Raw genomic sequence first — 16,287 nt, forward strand, 5'->3', positions numbered from 1 at the left:
ATGGAATGAAACTCAACAAATCGGTCGTCGTGACCGGCGTTGAGCGAAGTTAACACCGTTTTTGAATGGACTGCGTTCTACAACCTTGGACTTGGAGAGATTGGATGAAACTCAACAAACTGGCTGGTGTAATCGGATTCACCGCAGCAACCCTGTTTTCCGTCAGCGCCCTGGCTGCCGGTGTGGATAAAAATCTGCCGGATTACACACCGACCAGCGGCATCTCGGGCAACCTGTCCTCTGTCGGTTCGGACACCTTGGCCAACATGATGACCCTGTGGGCCGAAGAATTTAAGCGCATGTACCCCAACGTCAACGTGCAGATCCAGGCCGCCGGTTCCTCCACCGCGCCAACTGCCCTGACAGAAGGTGTTGCCCAGTTTGGCCCCATGAGCCGCGCCATGAAGACAGGTGAAGAGGAAGCATTCGAGAAGCGCCATGGCTACAAGCCGACCGCCATCCGCGTTGCGGTCGATGCCCTGGCCGTGTTCGTCAACAAGGACAACCCCATCAAGGGGCTGACCATGCCGCAACTGGATGCCATCTTCTCCAGCACCCTCAAGTGTGGCGAAGACAAGGCGGCCACCAAGTGGTCTGATCTGGGTCTGGACGGCAACTGGTCCTCCAAGGATCTGCAGCTGTTCGGCCGCAACTCTGTCTCCGGTACCTACGGTTACTTCAAAGAGCACGCCCTGTGTAACGGCGACTTCAAGAGCGGCGTGAACGAGCAACCGGGGTCTGCCTCCGTGGTGCAGTCAGTCTCTGCCTCCCTGAACGGTATCGGCTACTCGGGTATCGGTTATGTTACCTCTGGTGTGCGTGCCGTACCGCTCTCCAAGGATGGCAAGACCTTCATCGAAGCGACCGCTGACAACGCCATCACCGGTAAGTATCCGCTGTCGCGCTTCCTGTACGTTTACGTGAACAAGCATCCGAACAAGCCGCTCTCCCCGATGGAGCAAGAGTTCGTCAAGCTGATGCTCTCCAAAGCGGGTCAAAGCATCGTTGCCAAAGATGGCTACGTGCCGGTGCCGGCCAAGGTGGTCGAAGCCGACCTGAAGAAACTGGGCATCATGTAAGCCAGTTTCCTCTGCCACACGGGCCCCGCGGGGCCCGTTTTCTTTTTGAGTGGATCCACCATGGCGACCTGTGACCGCTTTCGCCGAACAGTATGATTTGGCGACTTGCGCCGGACGCCCGCATTTCCGAAAATAGGGCATCTTTATGGTGAAGGACACCTCCATGACATCCCCCCTGTTCAAGCTCGGCCTGGCGGCACTCTGTTCCACCCTGCTGGCCAGCTGTGCCCAGTCTCCTACCGGTCGTAGTCAGATGTTGCTGTTCTCGCCCCAGCAGATGAACCAGCTGGGCGCCGACTCCTTCGAGCAGATGAAGAAGCAGGAGAAGGTGAGCAAAGATGCCAGGATGAATGCCTACGTCTCCTGCGTCGCCAAGGCGGTGACTGCCCAGGTACCCGCCAGCTATGGCATCACCAGCTGGGAAGTGGTGGTGTTTGACTCCAAGCAGGTCAACGCCTTCGCCCTGCCCGGCGGCAAGATAGGGGTCTACAGCGGCCTGCTCAAGGTCGCCAAGAATCAGGATCAGCTCGCCACCGTCATCGGCCACGAGCTGACTCACGTGCTGGCCCAGCACTCCAACGAACGGCTCTCCCGCAGCCAGCTGACCGGTCTCGGTCTGGCGGCGGCCGACATCGCCATGGGCAGCAGCGAGTATCGCGGCGCCACCATGGCCGCCCTTGGCCTCGGGGTCGAGGTCGGTGTCATGCTCCCTTATGGCCGCACCCAGGAGAGTGAAGCGGATCGGTTGGGGCTGGAGTTGATGGCCCGCGCTGGTTTCAATCCGGCTGAAGCCATTCCCCTGTGGCAGAACATGAGTGCCGCCGCCGGTGGCAACACCCCGCCGAAGCTGCTCTCTACTCACCCCAGTAATGAGAACCGGATCGCCGAGTTGCAGGCGCAACAAGCGTACGTGCTGCCGCTCTTTAAGCAGGCTCGCGCCAACGGTCTGGTGCCCCAATGCAAGGCGTAAGCCTGCGCATGGCGCGGCCCGATGACGCCCCCGCCATGACGGTGACGCAGCGGGCCAGCTGGCTCGCAGCCTATGGCGAGGTGCTCGGTGCCGACATGCTGACCCAGCTTTCGGTGACCGAGCACCTGCAGATCTGGCAGAGCCGGCTCGCCGGATCCGGCCCCAGGCCCATGTTGATCTGCCAGGACGAGGTGGTCATAGGCCTGCTTTACTGGCAACTCGTGCTGGATAGCACAGAGCCGAGCGCCCTGATCCGCGCTTTTTACCTCCATCCCGAGCACTGGCGCCTGGGTCATGGCAAGCGGCTATGGCAGGCGGTGGCGATGCAGATGCGTCGTGCAGGTTGTGGCAGCGTCAGATTGTGGCTGCTCGATGGCAACCGGATCGGCGAGGGGTTTTACCTGAGGCGCGGCTTCGTCTTCGACGGTCAGGCACGCACCCTGATGAGCCTTGGGCAGGCTTGCCTGCAACGGCAAATGTTCCGTTTGCTTTGATCTCTCTCCCATTTTTCGCCCCCGATCACTTTATTTTTTTTGCGAATTAATACAATGTGCAGCTCTGGACAGGCTGAGGTGACTTACCGACAAGGGAGTGTGGGCATGTATTACGGCTTTGATATTGGTGGCACCAAGATAGCGTTTGCCGTGTATGACGACGCCTTGAACCTCTGTCATGAGGAGCGCATGAGCACGCCCGGTAACGATTACGAGGGATTGCTGCAGCTCATCCGTGCCCGGGTCGAGCAGGCGGACGCCCGTTTTGGCGCGAGAGGCGCCGTGGGCATCGGCTTTCCTGGCATCCTCAATCGGCACGATCACAGCATAGTGGCGGCGAACCTGCCCTCCATCAATGGCCGCCATCTGGGCGCCGATCTGGCCGAGCGGCTGGGCCGTCCGGTCAAGGTGGACAACGATGCCAACTGCTTCCTCTGGTCAGAAGTGCACCAGGGGGCGGCGGCCGGGGCCGACAGTGCGTTGGGGGTCACCATCGGCACCGGTATCGGCGGCGCCGTCTATCTGGCGGGCAAGCTGATCCAGGGCCGCAACTGGCTGGCGGGGGAAATAGGTCACTATCCGCTGCCAGCCACCATGTTGATGAAGTATCCCGACCTGCCTCGTCCCCGTTGTGGCTGCGGCCGCCTGGTCTGTTTTGAAACCTATGTATCCGGCACCGGGCTGGAGCGGCTCTATCACCATTTTCATGGTCAGCGTGCCAGCGGTCACCAGATAGTGGGGCGCTTCGAGGCCCATGAGCCCCATGCGGTGGCCACGGTCGACTGCTGGCTGGAGATCATGGCCGCCGGGCTCGCGACCGCCATCTCTGTGGTTGATCCCGAGGTGGTGGTGCTAGGGGGCGGCTTGAGTGGCTTGCCTGCCCTGTACCAACAGCTGCCGCTGCGTCTGCCCGGCCATCTGTTGCCCGGTGTCGCCCTGCCCGAGATCCGCCAGGCCCGCTTCGGTGGCGCCGGCGGGGTGCGCGGCGCGGCCTTGCTCAATTTATGAGATCAGATGTGCTGTCTGATCTCTCCAATAAAGGAGTCATCATGACCCGTCTTGAAATTTGTATCGACAACCTGGAATCCCTGTTCACCGCCCAGCAAGCAGGCGCGGATCGCATCGAGCTCTGCTCTGCGCTGGGGCTGGGTGGCCTGACCCCCTCTTATGGTTTTATGCAGCTGGCTGCGCGCCACGCCAACGTGCCTGTTTACGCCATGATCCGCCCCCGCGCCGGGGATTTTTGCTTCAGCACCGCCGAGTTTGAACTGATGCTGGTGGATATCGCTGCCGCCCGCGCAGCCGGGTTGCAGGGGGTGGTCATTGGCCTGCTGGATCAGGAGGGGCGGGTGCCCGCCGACCAGCTGCGCCAGCTGGTGGAGGCGGCCGGGCCGCTCGGTGTGACTTTCCATCGGGCCATTGATCTCTCCTCCGACTGGCGGCTGGATCTGGAGACGATCGTCGCGGCCGGCTGCGAGCGCATCCTGAGTTCGGGTCATGCGCCGACCGCGCTGGCGGGGCTTGAAACCCTGCAGGCCATGCAGCAGGCGCTGGCGGGCCGTGCCAGCCTGATGCCGGGTGCCGGGGTCAATGCCGACAACGTGCGCACCATCCTGGAGTTCACCGGGGTGAGCGAGGTGCATATGTCCGGTATGGGCTGGCGTGGCGGCATGGTACCGCATGGGGTGAACATGGGCACGTCTGATGACGGCCGGGTCAATATCACCGACGCCGGCAAGGTGGCAGCGGTGCGGGCCCTGCTGGATCGCACTGATGCCACCGAAAGTGTGGTTTGAGTCCAAAGGTTCAGTGTGTCATTGTGCCTGACAGGATCGCCGCCGATAGGCGGCGATCCTGCTCTTCTTGTGTGAAGTTCCTCCCACTGGCGTGGAAATCAGGGCTGCCACCGGCAGCACCTCGCCAAAAAGTCTGATATCATCCCGCCTCTTTATTACTTGGATCTGGAGCAACATCTCAATGTCCCAATACGACGCTATCGAACAGAAGGCCAGCTATGGCATCGGCCGCAACATGGGTGATCAGCTGGCGCAGCAAGCCTTCGCCGGTCTGGATATCCCGGCCCTGCAACAAGGTCTGGCAGATGCCCTGAATGGTCTGGAGTTCGCGGTTAGCCGTGACGATATCAATGATGCCTTCCAGGTGATCACCGCTCGCATGCAGGAAGAGCAGGAAGCCGTTGCCAAGGCTGCCGCCGCCGATGGCGAAGCCTTCCTGGCTGACAACGCCAAGCGTGCCGACGTCAAGGTGACCGATTCCGGTCTGCAATACGAAGTCATGGTAGAAGGCAATGGTGCCGTGCCGGTAGCCGGTCAGTCCGTGCGCGTGCACTACCACGGTACCTTCACCCACGGTGGCGTGTTCGACAGCTCGGTCGCCCGTGGCGAGCCGGCCGAATTCCCGGTCACCGGCGTCATCGCTGGTTGGGTTGAAGCGCTGCAGCTGATGCCGGTTGGTTCCAAGTGGAAGCTATACATTCCGCAGGATCTGGCCTATGGCGCCCGTGGTGCCGGTTCCATCCCGCCCTACTCTGCGCTGGTATTCGAAGTGGAGCTGCTGGACATTCTGTGATCCGGCTGGCTTGATGCAAACGGCGACCTCAGGGTCGCCGTTTCTGTTTGAGGTGCCCCTGTCTGGCGGGCCCTCGTCGATAGACAATGTGCCTTTGCGGGGTATTTGGATATAGTCAGGGCTTGGCGTTCCCGGTCACTCTGGAAAACACGCATGGCTGCCATCATAGAAGTCATTGACCTCATCAAGCACTTTCCCGGCGTCAAGGCGGTGGACGGGCTCAGCTTTACCATTCCCGCCGGGTGCTGTTTCGGCCTGCTCGGTCCGAACGGGGCAGGCAAGACCACCACCATAGAGTTGCTGGAGGGGATCCTCACCCCGGACAGCGGCCAGATCCTGTTTCATGGTGCCGCCCGTGGCACCGATTACCGCTCCCGCATCGGCATCCAGTTTCAGCACACGGCGCTGCAGGATTTTCTGACGGTGCGCGATACCTTGCGCCTGTTTGCCAGCCTCTATCCCAATCCCTTGCCCCAGGCGCAGCTCATCGAACTGTGTGCCCTTGGCGAGTTCATCGATCGGGACAGCCGCAAGCTCTCCGGCGGCCAGCGTCAGCGCCTGCTGCTGGCGCTGGCCCTGCTTGGCGACCCCGAACTGCTGTTTCTGGATGAACCCACCACAGGGCTGGATCCCCAGGCCCGCCACCACTTCTGGCAGCGCATCGAGGCGATCAAGGCCCAGGGCAAGACGGTGGTGCTCACCACCCACTACATGGACGAGGCGCAGCAGTTGTGCGATCGCATCGCCATCGTCGATCACGGCCATCTGCTCAGCCTGGATACCCCGGCCGCCCTGCTGGCTCGTCACTTCGATGGGGTGCTGGTGCGTCTGCCGGATCATCCGGCCCTCGCCAGCCTGGGTTATCCACTGTTGCCCCACGGCGATCAGGTGGAGCTGACTTGTCCCGATGTGGCGCTGCTGTTGCCGCAACTGCTGGGTCTGGGGGTGCCGCTGACCGGCATGCAGGTGCGCTCCCCCAATCTGGAAGATCTCTTCTTGCACCTGACCGGCCATAGCCTGAGGAGTGGCGCATGAACGCAGTCATGAGGTGCCGTGTCGAGGCTCGCTCTTACCCGCGAGCCTTGCCGTGGCCTAGGAGCAAAACATGAAGGGGGCCATCAAGCGGATCGGTGCGCTTTTTTATGCCCGCAATCTGGAGTTTGTGCGCGACAGGGCCGCCCTGGTGTGGAACCTGGCCTTCCCGTTACTGCTGGTGGTCGGTTTCTCTCTTATCTTCTCCGGCCCGCCCAAGCCGCTAGTGCAGATGGGTGTGGTGGGCGAGCTGACGGCGGCCTATGCCCCCCTGAACGCCATTCCGCTGCTCAAGCTCATCCCCTATGACGATGAGCGCAAGGGCCAGCTCAAGGTGCGCCATCATCAGCTGGATCTGCTGCTCTCGCCCGGCTCGGACCGTTACTGGGTCAACCCGGACGCCAGCCAGGGCGCCATGGCCGAATACCTGTTGCGCCAGGCTATCTCCCGGCCGCTGGTGAAGGAGACCCTGAGCGGGCAGGCGATCCGCTACGGTGACTGGCTGTTGCCCGGGGTGATCGGCATGAACCTGATGTTTTCCGGCCTGTTCGGGGTGGGCTTTGTCATAGTCCGCTATCGCAAGAACGGAGTGCTCAAGCGACTGAGGGCCACGCCGCTCTCTGCCGCCGAGTTTCTCTGCGCCCAGTTGCTGTCGCGCATTGTGATCACCCTGGTGGTGAGCTTGCTGGTGTTTCTGGTCGCGTATTGGCTGCTTGGTGTGCCCCTGCTCGGGTCAGGCTGGTTGCGGCTGCTGATCGCCCTGGCAGGTGGCGCGGCCATGGCGTCGCTGGGCTTGCTCATCGCTGCCCGGATCCAGAACGAGGAGCTGGCGAGCGGCCTGCTCAACGTCATCAGCATGCCCATGATGTTTCTCTCCGGGGTCTGGTTCTCGCTGGAAGGGGCGCCGGTCTGGCTGCAACAGTTGGCGGCCTGGCTGCCGCTCAGCCAGATCATTACGGCGGCCCGTGCTGTCATGCTGGAGGGGGCTGGCTGGGCCGAGGTGGCCGCGCCTCTCGGCTGGATCCTGTTGTTTACCCTCTGTTGTCTCACCCTGGGCAGTGCCCTGTTTAAATGGAATAGCCAATGAAGCGACATCTGAACCTGGGGGTTGTCCTGGCCCTGCTGTTACTGAGCATACCGGCCAGCGCCGATGCAATGCGTTGCAAGAATGCCCTCATCACCGAAGGGGACAGCACCGCCGAGATGCTGCTCAAGTGTGGTGAGCCCATGCTGCGCGAGGAGCTCAGCCGCAATGAGGTGAACCACCTGGGCAATCTGGTGCAGGTCAAATTTGGCGAGCGCTGGACCTACAACTTCGGCAAGAACGAGTTCATGCGTTTCGTCACAGTGCGCAATGGTGTCGTCATCGACATCGAAAATGGCCCGCGCGGCGAGTAGCCGGCGGGCAAAGCATGGATGCACAACAGACGGTATGGCAAGGCCCTTTGACTCACATGTCCGGCAAGGGCTCGTTGTGACGAAGCTGGCTGACGGCCTGATTGATCTGGCGAGCCAGCCTTAGCCGTTGGCGGCAGGTCAGGCCATGGAGGTTGATCCTGCCCGCGTTGAATTCAAATGTCCCCAGCGACTCGATGGTAAAATAGCCTCGGTGAAAGCTCTTGATGTAGCGAGCGATCTGCCGTGGGGATAACTGCTTGAACACCTTCATCACAAGGTTCCCTGATTGCCTGGACAGGGCACACTATGCCGTCGTCGGATGACACTGATATGACAGTGGGGTGAGGGATTGTATGAATCCTTTGATCTGCGTCGATGAACGGGGGGATTTGCTGGCGTATGTTGAAAAAAGTGCTGCCATGACAAGCCCTTACCCCGATATACTGCTGTCAGTTGAGCAACATGAGCAAAAGGACCTGCACGTGGAATGGGTGGATGTGGTGGATGCGGATAACCGGGTGATTGGCGTGGCTGAGCGCGCCAGAGTGCGGCGGGAGAACCTGTGCCATCGCGCCAGTTATATCCTGGTGCTCGACGAGGCGGATCGCATCCTGGTGCAGCGGCGCACCCTCAGCAAGGATTTCTGCCCCGGCATGCTGGATGCCTGCGCCGGTGGCGTCGTGACCACGGGCGAGCAGATGGAACCGGCCGCCCGCCGCGAGCTGGCCGAGGAGTTGGGTATCGAGGATGTCCCCCTGCAGGGCTTTGGCAGCTTCTACGCCGAAGGGGAGGGCTATCGGGTCTGGGGTGGCCTCTACAGCTGCCATTATCAGGGGCCGCTGCGCTTGCAGGCTGAAGAGGTGAGCGAGGTGCACTGGATGAGCCAGGCCGAGATCGCCGCCCGCGCCACCGAATTTACCCCGGACTCCCTGCTCGCCATCGCCACCTGGCAGGCGAGGCGTTAAACCGCTTCTCATCTCCTCATGCAAAACGGGCAGCCACTGGCTGCCCGTTTTGCATTGTCACACCCGCCTGAGGCGCAGGCTGTCGCTCGGGATCCCGGCCAGCTCAGCCGGCGAAGGGCGAATTGGCCTGTTGGGCGGCAAACCGCTCGGCGGCGTCGGGCAGGGGCAGTGTGTTCTGCTTGCGCAAGGTGGAGGGGCGAATCTCCAGTCCATCTAAATGGTTCTGATTGAGATCTTATGGGCTGGTGGAACCTGCTCAAGGTTAGTGCAAATGGCGGCGCTGATGGGGGTGTGTCTCGCGTGCATGGGCTGGGGTAGACTGTGGCTCCTTACCTCCACCACGGACGAGAGATCATGATAGCGATTGGCCAATCCCTGCCTTTGGGCGAGTTCACCTTCATCACCCGGGAGGGCAAGCAGGTTCAGGATAGCCAGGCCCTGTTTGCCAGCAAGAAGGTGGTGCTGTTTGCCGTGCCGGGCGCCTTTACCCCCACCTGTTCCAACGCCCACCTGCCCGGTTATGTGGCGCTGGCCGACCAGTTCAGGGCCAAGGGGGTCGATGCCCTCTATTGTCTGTCGGTCAATGATGCCTTCGTGATGAAGGCGTGGCAGGCGGCCCAAGATGCCGACGCCATCACCATGCTTGCCGATGGCGACGGCAGCTGGACACGGGCGCTTGGCCTTGCCAAGGAGACGGGGGCCTTCGGCGGTATTCGCGCCCAGCGTTTTGCCCTCATCGCCAACGATGGGGTGGTCGAGCAGCTGTTCGTGGAAGCACCGGGCAAGTTCGAGGTCTCGGCTGCCGAGAGCCTGCTGGCGGCGCTGTAAATGTTCATCGCCGTTTGATTTCCCCTTGAAATGGGAGGTCGGCCCGTTACACTGGGCCCCTTCTGGACAGAGCCAGGCATTGTGCCTGGCTCTGTTGTTTGCAGGCGATGGGATGGATACGTTATGACCCTGGCTGTTGTTGCCCTGATTGCCGGACTGGCGCTGCTGGTCTGGAGTGCAGATAAATTTGTGGACGGCGCTGCGGCGACCGCCCGTTATGCAGGTATGCCGCCGCTGCTGATCGGTATGGTGATCATCGGTTTTGGCACCTCGGCCCCCGAGATGGTGGTCTCCGCGCTGGCGGCTTCCCAAGGCAACCCCGGGTTGGCGCTCGGCAATGCCTATGGCTCCAACATCACCAATATTGCCTTGATCCTGGGGCTGACTGCCCTGATCAGCCCTATTGCGGTCGCCTCTCAGGTGGTGCGCAAGGAGATCCCCATCCTGCTCGGCATTACCCTGCTCTCCGGTGCTCTGCTGCTCGATGGGCATTTGGGACGGATGGATGCGGCCATTCTGGGTGTGGCGTTTGTTGGTCTGATGGGCTGGTCCATCTGGGCTGGTATGAGTGGCAAGGGAGATGCGCTGGACGCGGAGACCGCCGAGGATATCGAGAGTGAGGGGATGTCCCTCAAGCGCGCCATTCTCTGGCTCATTGTCGGGTTGGTGCTGCTGATCGGCGCTTCCCGTTTGCTGGTATGGGGCGCGGTGACCATCGCTCAGGCATTTGGCATCAGCGATCTGGTGATTGGTCTCACTATCGTTGCCATCGGTACCTCGCTGCCAGAGCTGACGTCGTCCCTGATCGCTATTCGCAAGAATGAGCACGACCTGGCGCTGGGCAACGTGATCGGTTCTAACCTGTTCAATACCCTGGCGGTAGTCGGGATTGCGGCGGGTATTCACCCGCTCGACGTGGCGCCCGAGGTGCTGACCCGTGACTGGACCGTCATGATGGGGTTGACCCTGTTGCTGCTGGTGATGTGTTTGGGCCGCAAGGGACAAGGCCGCATCAACCGGCTGGAAGGGGGCGTGCTGCTCGCCTGCTTCGTCGCCTATACCGGCTGGCTGCTGACCAGTCAGTTTATCTGACCAATGCCAGTGAAATGAGAGAGGGGGAAGCTTAAGCTTCCCCCTCTTGTTTTTGCTCGGTGAGTCTGTTGGCCGGTTTGCTCAGGCAACCGCCACCAGCTTTTTCCCTTTCTGGCTGCTGTCCAGAATGAGGATGCTCGCCTTGGGGAAGAAGTTGAAGGTGGAGGCCGAGGCCCAGGTGTAGGCACCCATCACACGGCCCACCACCAGCTCGCCGATAGCCAGGTCAGGCAGCATGATGCCATCGCGGATCACGTCCACACTGTCGCAGGTGGGGCCGGAGAGCACCGAATTGTGTTGCTCGCCGCTGGCATAGGGGGTGCTCACCGGGTAGGTGACGTGGTCGTAGAGCTGACCGTTGTAGCTGCCGTAGAGGCCGTCATCCAGGTAGTACCAGATCTTGTCGCCGCGGTGGGCCTTGCCCATCACGCTGGAGACCGAGGTCATGGCCGGTGCACTGATAAAGCGGCCCGGTTCGGCAATTTTTTGCACGGTAGCGGGCAACTTGGCCAGCGCCTCGCGGATCGGGGCGCAGAAGCCGTCGATATCGAATTCGCCGCCCTCATAGTCGACCGGAAAACCGCCGCCGATATCCAGCACCCAGGGCTTGAGCCCCAGCGCCCAGGCCTGCTCCATGATCTCGCGGCAGGCGTCGATGGCTTGCACATGGCGACGGGCATGGGGCACCTGGGAGCCGACGTGGAACGACAGCCCCATCACCTTGATTCCCTTGGCGTGGGCCAGTTGCAGCAGCGGCAGGGCTTGCTCCGGGGTGCAGCCGAACTTCTTGGAGAGGTCGACCTTGGTCTCCGGGTTCGGGAAGCTGACCCGCAGCAGCAGTTTCACTTCGTCCTTGTAGGGAATGAACTTCTCCAGCTCCAGCGGGTTGTCGTAGACAAACACGGTGCAGCCGAACTCCAGCGCATAACGGATATCGCTGTCGCGCTTGATGGGGTGAGTATGAATACAGCGTCCCGGGCGAACCCCTTGGCTACGCACCAGATCCACTTCGCCATTGGTGGCCAGATCGAAACAGGCCCCCTCTTCCTTCAAGACAGAGACCACGGCCTCGTGGGGCAGGGGTTTGAGTGCATAGTGCAATCGCACATCGGGCAGGGCGGCAGCCAGGGCCCGATACTGTTTGCGGATGGCTGCCTTGTCGAGCAGCAGCAGGGGAGAGCCGAATTGTTCAACCAACTGACGGTAGTCTTGTGCGATCAGGGTTTCGTTCATTCTCTTTTGAAAGTCCTTAGGGGGCAGGTTTGCCCTAGCCTTGGTTTGTTGAGACGGCAGCGGCCGGCTCAGGCGAGTGGTCCGGAGGGACCAACCAGACACAATGCATAACTCCATCGCAAAGTGCTTAGTTATGCGCGGAATTATCTGCCTATTGAGTTTCTGTGCAAGCATTTTGAGTGGATATGTTGGAAAGTTTTTCTGGTCGAGATGACAGGTCATCCTGATATGCGACCTGGTGGCGCAACCGGCTCGCGGGATGCCCAAACTGGCTTTGTTAAAGTATTGAGGTTTAACAAAAAAATAACATGTCTCACAGTGGTGCCCGAGGTGGAAAAAAAGCGGCGCAGCGGACGGCCGAGTGGGAGACAGCTCACATTTTTTGGATTAACATGCCCGCTTCCTAATCCAAACTAGTTCGGATGAAGGTAGCAGGAGAGCGATGGGCAACCATCCACCGAAGAAGTGAATCTTTCAGGTACCGGGCAACCGGTGTGGACTGCTACTGGACGATACTCTGGAGAGACCCGTTAAATCGGGCGCCGAAGGAGCAAGGCACCATGACTACCCGTAAGGGCAGGCTGGCGCCGGAAACTCTCAGGCAAAAGGACAGAGGGGATGGGATGGTTGTACTTTGGGTTGTACTTTGGCTTAGCCCGCATCCGATCGCCTCTGGGGGATCGCGACACCTATGGGAAGATCATCCTTCTCCTCCTTAATCTTTGTTTTTTAAGGAGGATGCATGTCATCAATTCAATCGGCGTTAACCGCCATCGATAGCTTTATCTGGGGGCCGCCCCTGCTGATCCTGCTGGTCGGGACCGGTATCTATCTCACCCTGCGTTTGGGTCTGCTTCAGGTCGTGCGCTTACCGCTCGCCCTGCGGTTAGTGTTTGGCCGCGATCAGGGTCAGGGCAAGCAGGGGGATGTCTCCAGCTTTGGCGCCCTGTGCACCGCCCTCTCTGCCACCATCGGTACCGGCAACATCGTTGGCGTCGCCACCGCCATCAAGCTCGGCGGCCCCGGCGCCCTGTTCTGGATGTGGATGGCGGCGCTGTTCGGCATGGCCACCAAGTACGCCGAATGCCTGCTGGCAGTCAAATACCGCGAACAGGATGCCAACGGCCAGATGGCTGGCGGCCCCATGTACTATCTGGAGAAGGGGCTCGGCTCCAAACCGCTTGCCAAGCTGTTCGCCCTGTTCGGCATAGGTGTGGCCTTCTTCGGCATCGGTACCTTCCCGCAAGTTAACGCCATCTCCGACGCCATGAGCCTCTCTTTCTCGGTGCCCCGTGAAGTGACGGCCGTGCTGCTGACCCTGATAGTGGCACTGGTGACCCTGGGGGGTATCAAGTCCATTTCCAGCGTGTCGAGCAAGGTAGTGCCCTTTATGGCGATCTTCTATATCGTCGCTTGCCTGGGGGTGCTGGTGAACAATGCGAGCGCCGTGCCCGATGCCGTCATGCTGGTGATCGAGAGCGCCTTTACCGGCCATGCGGCGACCGGCGGCTTCGTCGGTGCCAGTATTATGCTGGCGATCCAGTCCGGTGTCGCGCGGGGGGTCTTCTCCAACGAGTCGGGGCTGGGCTCTGCCCCCATCGCGGCAGCAGCGGCCAAGACAGATTCTTGCGTGGAGCAGGGGCTGGTTTCCATGACGGGCACCTTCATCGACACCATCATCATCTGCACCATGACCGGCCTGGCCCTGGTGGTGACAGGGGTGTGGAGCGGGGACTTGAGCGGCGCAGCCATGACCAGCCAGGCCTTTGCCCAGGGGCTGGATGCCCACATAGGCCAGTATCTGGTGAGCATAGGGTTGCTGTTCTTTGCCTTCACCACCATCCTCGGCTGGAACTATTATGGCGAGCGCTGCACCGAGTATCTGTTCGGGGTCAAGGCGATCAAGCCCTATCGTCTCATCTATCTGGTGCTGGTAGCGAGCGGCGCCTTCCTCCATCTGGACATGATTTGGCTGCTGGCCGACATCGTCAACGGCCTGATGGCGGTGCCCAACCTCATCGGCCTGATTGGCCTGCGCCATGTGGTGATCGCCGAAACCCGCGCCTACTTTAGCCGGGATCTGGATGGCGAAGCCGAGCCGGATCCGCAGACGGCCTGATTTAATCTGTACTGAAAAAGCCAACGCCACGACCCGGGTCGTGGCTTTTTTTATGGCGCGTTAGGGGCTCATTCTTGCTCAGAGGGAGGGTGTCTGATCGCGGGTCAGCAGCACCTTCAGGCGTGACTGAACGCAGTCGACCAGCTCGGCGTCGCTGCCCTGCCACTCAATGCAGCGGGCCAGCGTGGTCGAGGTGCCGGGCGCAAAGCGCAGCTCTGCACCCGCCAGCGCATAGAAACGGCTCGCCATCCGGGTACCCTCATCCACATCTCCTGCCACCAGCAGCATGGCCTGGGCCAGCACGGCGCCGCCGTGATCCTGCCCCGGTGCCAGCCAGCGCTGGGCGGTGCCGGTGATCTTGCGCCCCCCGATCACCAGATTGTACTGGCCATCGCAAAAGGAGCCGGGCACGAAGTCATAGTTTCCCTCAAGGCCGTACTCCCCCAGCAGGGCCAGCAGCGGCGCCCCCAGCAGCCGGTAGTAGTGAGCCAGATCGGTGGTGGTACGGGGCAGTAACAAGGAGAGGTTGAGGATGCCAGCGCCGTGGGGCACGGCGGTGCCGCCACTGTCGCGCACATGCACCGGCCAGCCTTCGGCGGCGAGCTGCTCGCAGGCGGCAGCGTAACGGGGCAGACGGGTATCCTTGCGGGTGACAATCAGGCATTGGGGGGCTTGCCAGAGGTGGGCACGGGGCTGGCCGTCACGGGCACAGTCGCGCAGCCAGTGCTGCTCCTCGGCCAATATCTGTGCGGGGGAAGCTGTGTCGGGGAGGAGAGAGAGCAGGCGATAGGGCATGGCGACATCCTCAAAAAAGGCTGCTCAGCACACTACCCGTGGCGGCTGACAAGGTAAAGCCCCGCAGTGCGGGGCTTGAGTCTGCTATCGGTTGATGACGTCTCAGGAGTGACGCTGTTCGCGCTTTGGCAGCAGCAGGTTCATCACGATGGCGGTGAGGCCGCCGGTGGCGACGCCGTAGGAGAGCACGCTTCTGGCCAGATCCGGCAGGTGTTGCAGCACTTCCGGCACCTGGGCGACCCCCAGCCCCATGGCGAGCGACACCGCCAGGATCATGAGGGCGCGTCTGTCCAGCTCCTCGCGGGAGATGATGCGCACCCCGGCGGCGGCTATGGTGCCGAACATGACGATGGTCGCACCGCCCAGCACGGGCTCGGGGATCTGCTGCACCAGGCTGGCGACCGCGGGGAACAGGCCGAGCAGGGCCAGCATGGCGGCGATAAAGAGGCCGATATGGCGACTGGCCACCCCGGTCAGCTGGATGACGCCGTTGTTCTGGCTGAAGGTCGACATGGGAAAAGTAGCAAACAGGGCAGCCAGCATGGAGTTGCAGCCATCGGCCAGTACCCCGCCCTTGATACGTTCCAGATAGACAGGGCCACTGACAGGCTCACCCGAAATGTCCGAGGTGGCCGTCATGTCGCCGATGGCCTCCAGCGCCGTCACCACGAAGATGATGGTGAGCGGCACGAACAGCTGCCAGTCAAAACCGAGGCCGTAGTGCAGCGGGATGGGCACCATCACCAGGGGACCGTCGAAGGTGGGAGCCGTGACTTTGCCCAGCAGCAGTGCCACGGCATAGCCCGCCAGCATGGCGATCATGATGGCGGAGAGGCGCAGCCAGGGATTACGGCTGCGTTGCAGCAGCACGATGAGGCCGAGTACCAGCAGGGAGAGGAAGAGGTTGCTGTGGCTGGCGAAGCTGCCATCCGAGAGGGCGGCATAGCCGCCACCCATGCTGATGAGCCCGACCTTGATCAGGGTCAGGCCGATCAGCAGTACGACGATGCCGGTCACCAGCGGTGTGATCACCCGTTTGACCAAGTGGAGGAAGCGGCTCATCACCACCATGGTGAGGGCGGCCACCAGCATGGTGCCAAACAGGGTGCCCAGCAGATCCTCGGTGGGCATGGCGGCCTGCTTGAGGGCGAGACCGGAGGCGATGATGGGGCCGAGGAAGTTGAAGCTGGTGCCCTGCACTGACAGCAGGCCCGAGCCGATGGGGCCGAAGCGACGGGTCTGGATGAAGGAGGCGATGCCGGACATGACCAATGACATGGAGACGATATAACGGGTGTCGGCGGCAGGGAGACCGAGGGCATTGGCAATGATGAGGGGTGGGGTAATGATGGCAACAAACATGGCGAGCATATGCTGCAGGGCGGCGAACAGGGTCTGGGGCAGGGGGGGGACATCGTCTATGCCGTAGACCAGTTCGCTGTGGGCTCGTCTGGGAGGATTAGCCTCTGGGGTTGCACGGACGGCGGCAGCCTGTTCCATAAATACCTCGAATGTGTGGGGGCGGGGGGAGAAAATTGGGCGCTATTTTAGTGATTGAAATGGCGCTGACCAGCGCTAATTCGGGCTGAAACCGGTTTATTTTTTCATGGGTTGAAACGTTTGCGTGTGGCGATTATGATCCGCCGGTTTGTGTGACGGCGCTCGCCCTGAAATGGCGCCGGTTGCATAGGAT

The 16,287-nt window shown here is 61.4% G+C and carries 17 protein-coding genes and 1 riboswitch; of the genes, 13 read left to right on the forward strand and 4 right to left on the reverse strand.

Translation table 11 applies throughout. The features are described from left to right. The first annotated feature begins 104 nt into the window (after nt 1–104). The 9 genes from WJM78_RS04840 (at nt 105) to WJM78_RS04880 (ending at nt 7,562) form a co-directional block, all read left to right on the forward strand. Entirely contained in the window at nt 105–1,079 is a 975-nt protein-coding gene (locus WJM78_RS04840) for a PstS family phosphate ABC transporter substrate-binding protein (RefSeq protein WP_108535928.1), read from the forward strand. A gap of 163 nt (nt 1,080–1,242) precedes the next feature. Continuing rightward, nucleotides 1,243–2,049 (forward strand): M48 family metallopeptidase, encoded by an 807-nt coding sequence (locus WJM78_RS04845; protein ID WP_042038240.1) that lies wholly within the window; start codon nt 1,243–1,245, stop codon nt 2,047–2,049. Beyond that, nucleotides 2,037–2,543 carry a GNAT family N-acetyltransferase gene (locus WJM78_RS04850; RefSeq protein WP_042038242.1) on the forward strand — a complete coding sequence of 169 codons (507 nt, stop codon included), beginning with the start codon at nt 2,037–2,039 and terminating at the stop codon, nt 2,541–2,543. Before WJM78_RS04845 ends, WJM78_RS04850 begins: the two co-directional genes overlap by 13 nt. A gap of 105 nt (nt 2,544–2,648) precedes the next feature. Continuing rightward, complete coding sequence (locus WJM78_RS04855; RefSeq protein WP_339014136.1) at nt 2,649–3,551, forward strand: ROK family protein; 903 nt, start codon at nt 2,649–2,651, stop codon at nt 3,549–3,551. 41 nt (nt 3,552–3,592) lie between these two features. Then, nucleotides 3,593–4,339, forward strand: coding sequence for a copper homeostasis protein CutC (locus tag WJM78_RS04860; RefSeq protein ID WP_275930254.1), 747 nt, complete (start codon nt 3,593–3,595; stop codon nt 4,337–4,339). A gap of 181 nt (nt 4,340–4,520) precedes the next feature. Continuing rightward, nucleotides 4,521–5,132 (forward strand): FKBP-type peptidyl-prolyl cis-trans isomerase, encoded by a 612-nt coding sequence (locus tag WJM78_RS04865; RefSeq protein WP_042038246.1) that lies wholly within the window; start codon nt 4,521–4,523, stop codon nt 5,130–5,132. A gap of 153 nt (nt 5,133–5,285) precedes the next feature. Continuing rightward, a complete protein-coding gene (locus WJM78_RS04870) occupies nt 5,286–6,167 on the forward strand; it encodes an ABC transporter ATP-binding protein (RefSeq protein WP_042038247.1) in 882 nt (293 codons plus the stop codon). A gap of 70 nt (nt 6,168–6,237) precedes the next feature. Then, entirely contained in the window at nt 6,238–7,251 is a 1,014-nt protein-coding gene (locus WJM78_RS04875) for an ABC transporter permease (protein ID WP_339014138.1), read from the forward strand. Further along, on the forward strand, nt 7,248–7,562 hold the full coding sequence (locus WJM78_RS04880; RefSeq protein WP_339014139.1) for a DUF2845 domain-containing protein: 315 nt from the start codon (nt 7,248–7,250) through the stop codon (nt 7,560–7,562). The genes WJM78_RS04875 and WJM78_RS04880 overlap by 4 nt, the downstream gene beginning before the upstream one ends. 52 nt (nt 7,563–7,614) lie before the next feature. Here WJM78_RS04880 and WJM78_RS04885 read toward each other — a convergent pair whose 3' ends face one another. Then, nucleotides 7,615–7,833 carry a DUF1107 family protein gene (locus tag WJM78_RS04885; RefSeq protein ID WP_042038252.1) on the reverse strand — a complete coding sequence of 73 codons (219 nt, stop codon included), beginning with the start codon at nt 7,831–7,833 and terminating at the stop codon, nt 7,615–7,617. Nucleotides 7,834–8,044: 211 nt separating this feature from the next. Here WJM78_RS04885 and yfcD point away from each other — a divergent pair, with 211 nt between their 5' ends. From yfcD to WJM78_RS04900, 3 genes are all read left to right on the forward strand, one after another. Continuing rightward, the gene (yfcD, locus tag WJM78_RS04890; protein ID WP_042038372.1) at nt 8,045–8,527 is read left to right on the forward strand and encodes an NUDIX hydrolase YfcD; all 483 of its coding nucleotides are present in this window, start codon (nt 8,045–8,047) and stop codon (nt 8,525–8,527) included. A gap of 354 nt (nt 8,528–8,881) precedes the next feature. Continuing rightward, entirely contained in the window at nt 8,882–9,355 is a 474-nt protein-coding gene (locus WJM78_RS04895; protein WP_042038253.1) for a peroxiredoxin, read from the forward strand. Nucleotides 9,356–9,478: 123 nt separating this feature from the next. Then, nucleotides 9,479–10,447, forward strand: a complete 969-nt coding sequence (locus WJM78_RS04900; protein ID WP_339014141.1) for a calcium/sodium antiporter — start codon at nt 9,479–9,481, stop codon at nt 10,445–10,447. An 81-nt stretch (nt 10,448–10,528) separates the two neighbouring features. Here WJM78_RS04900 and WJM78_RS04905 read toward each other — a convergent pair whose 3' ends face one another. Next, nucleotides 10,529–11,680, reverse strand: coding sequence for a type III PLP-dependent enzyme (locus WJM78_RS04905; protein ID WP_339014143.1), 1,152 nt, complete (start codon nt 11,678–11,680; stop codon nt 10,529–10,531). 507 nt (nt 11,681–12,187) lie between these two features. Continuing rightward, nucleotides 12,188–12,303, forward strand: a riboswitch (glycine riboswitch). A gap of 119 nt (nt 12,304–12,422) precedes the next feature. On the opposite strand from WJM78_RS04905, the gene WJM78_RS04910 reads away from it, so the two are divergent. Further along, nucleotides 12,423–13,799, forward strand: a complete 1,377-nt coding sequence (locus tag WJM78_RS04910) for a sodium:alanine symporter family protein (protein ID WP_339014145.1) — start codon at nt 12,423–12,425, stop codon at nt 13,797–13,799. A 78-nt stretch (nt 13,800–13,877) separates the two neighbouring features. On the opposite strand, the gene WJM78_RS04915 is transcribed toward WJM78_RS04910, so the two are convergent. Together WJM78_RS04915 and WJM78_RS04920 are read right to left on the reverse strand one after the other, a co-directional pair. Beyond that, a complete protein-coding gene (locus WJM78_RS04915; protein WP_339014147.1) occupies nt 13,878–14,594 on the reverse strand; it encodes a lipoyl protein ligase domain-containing protein in 717 nt (238 codons plus the stop codon). 102 nt (nt 14,595–14,696) lie between these two features. Beyond that, complete coding sequence (locus WJM78_RS04920) at nt 14,697–16,094, reverse strand: nucleobase:cation symporter-2 family protein (RefSeq protein WP_339014149.1); 1,398 nt, start codon at nt 16,092–16,094, stop codon at nt 14,697–14,699. Between the last annotated feature and the right edge of the window lie 193 nt (nt 16,095–16,287).

This window comes from Aeromonas popoffii (assembly GCF_037818705.1).
GTDB lineage: Bacteria > Pseudomonadota > Gammaproteobacteria > Enterobacterales > Aeromonadaceae > Aeromonas > Aeromonas popoffii.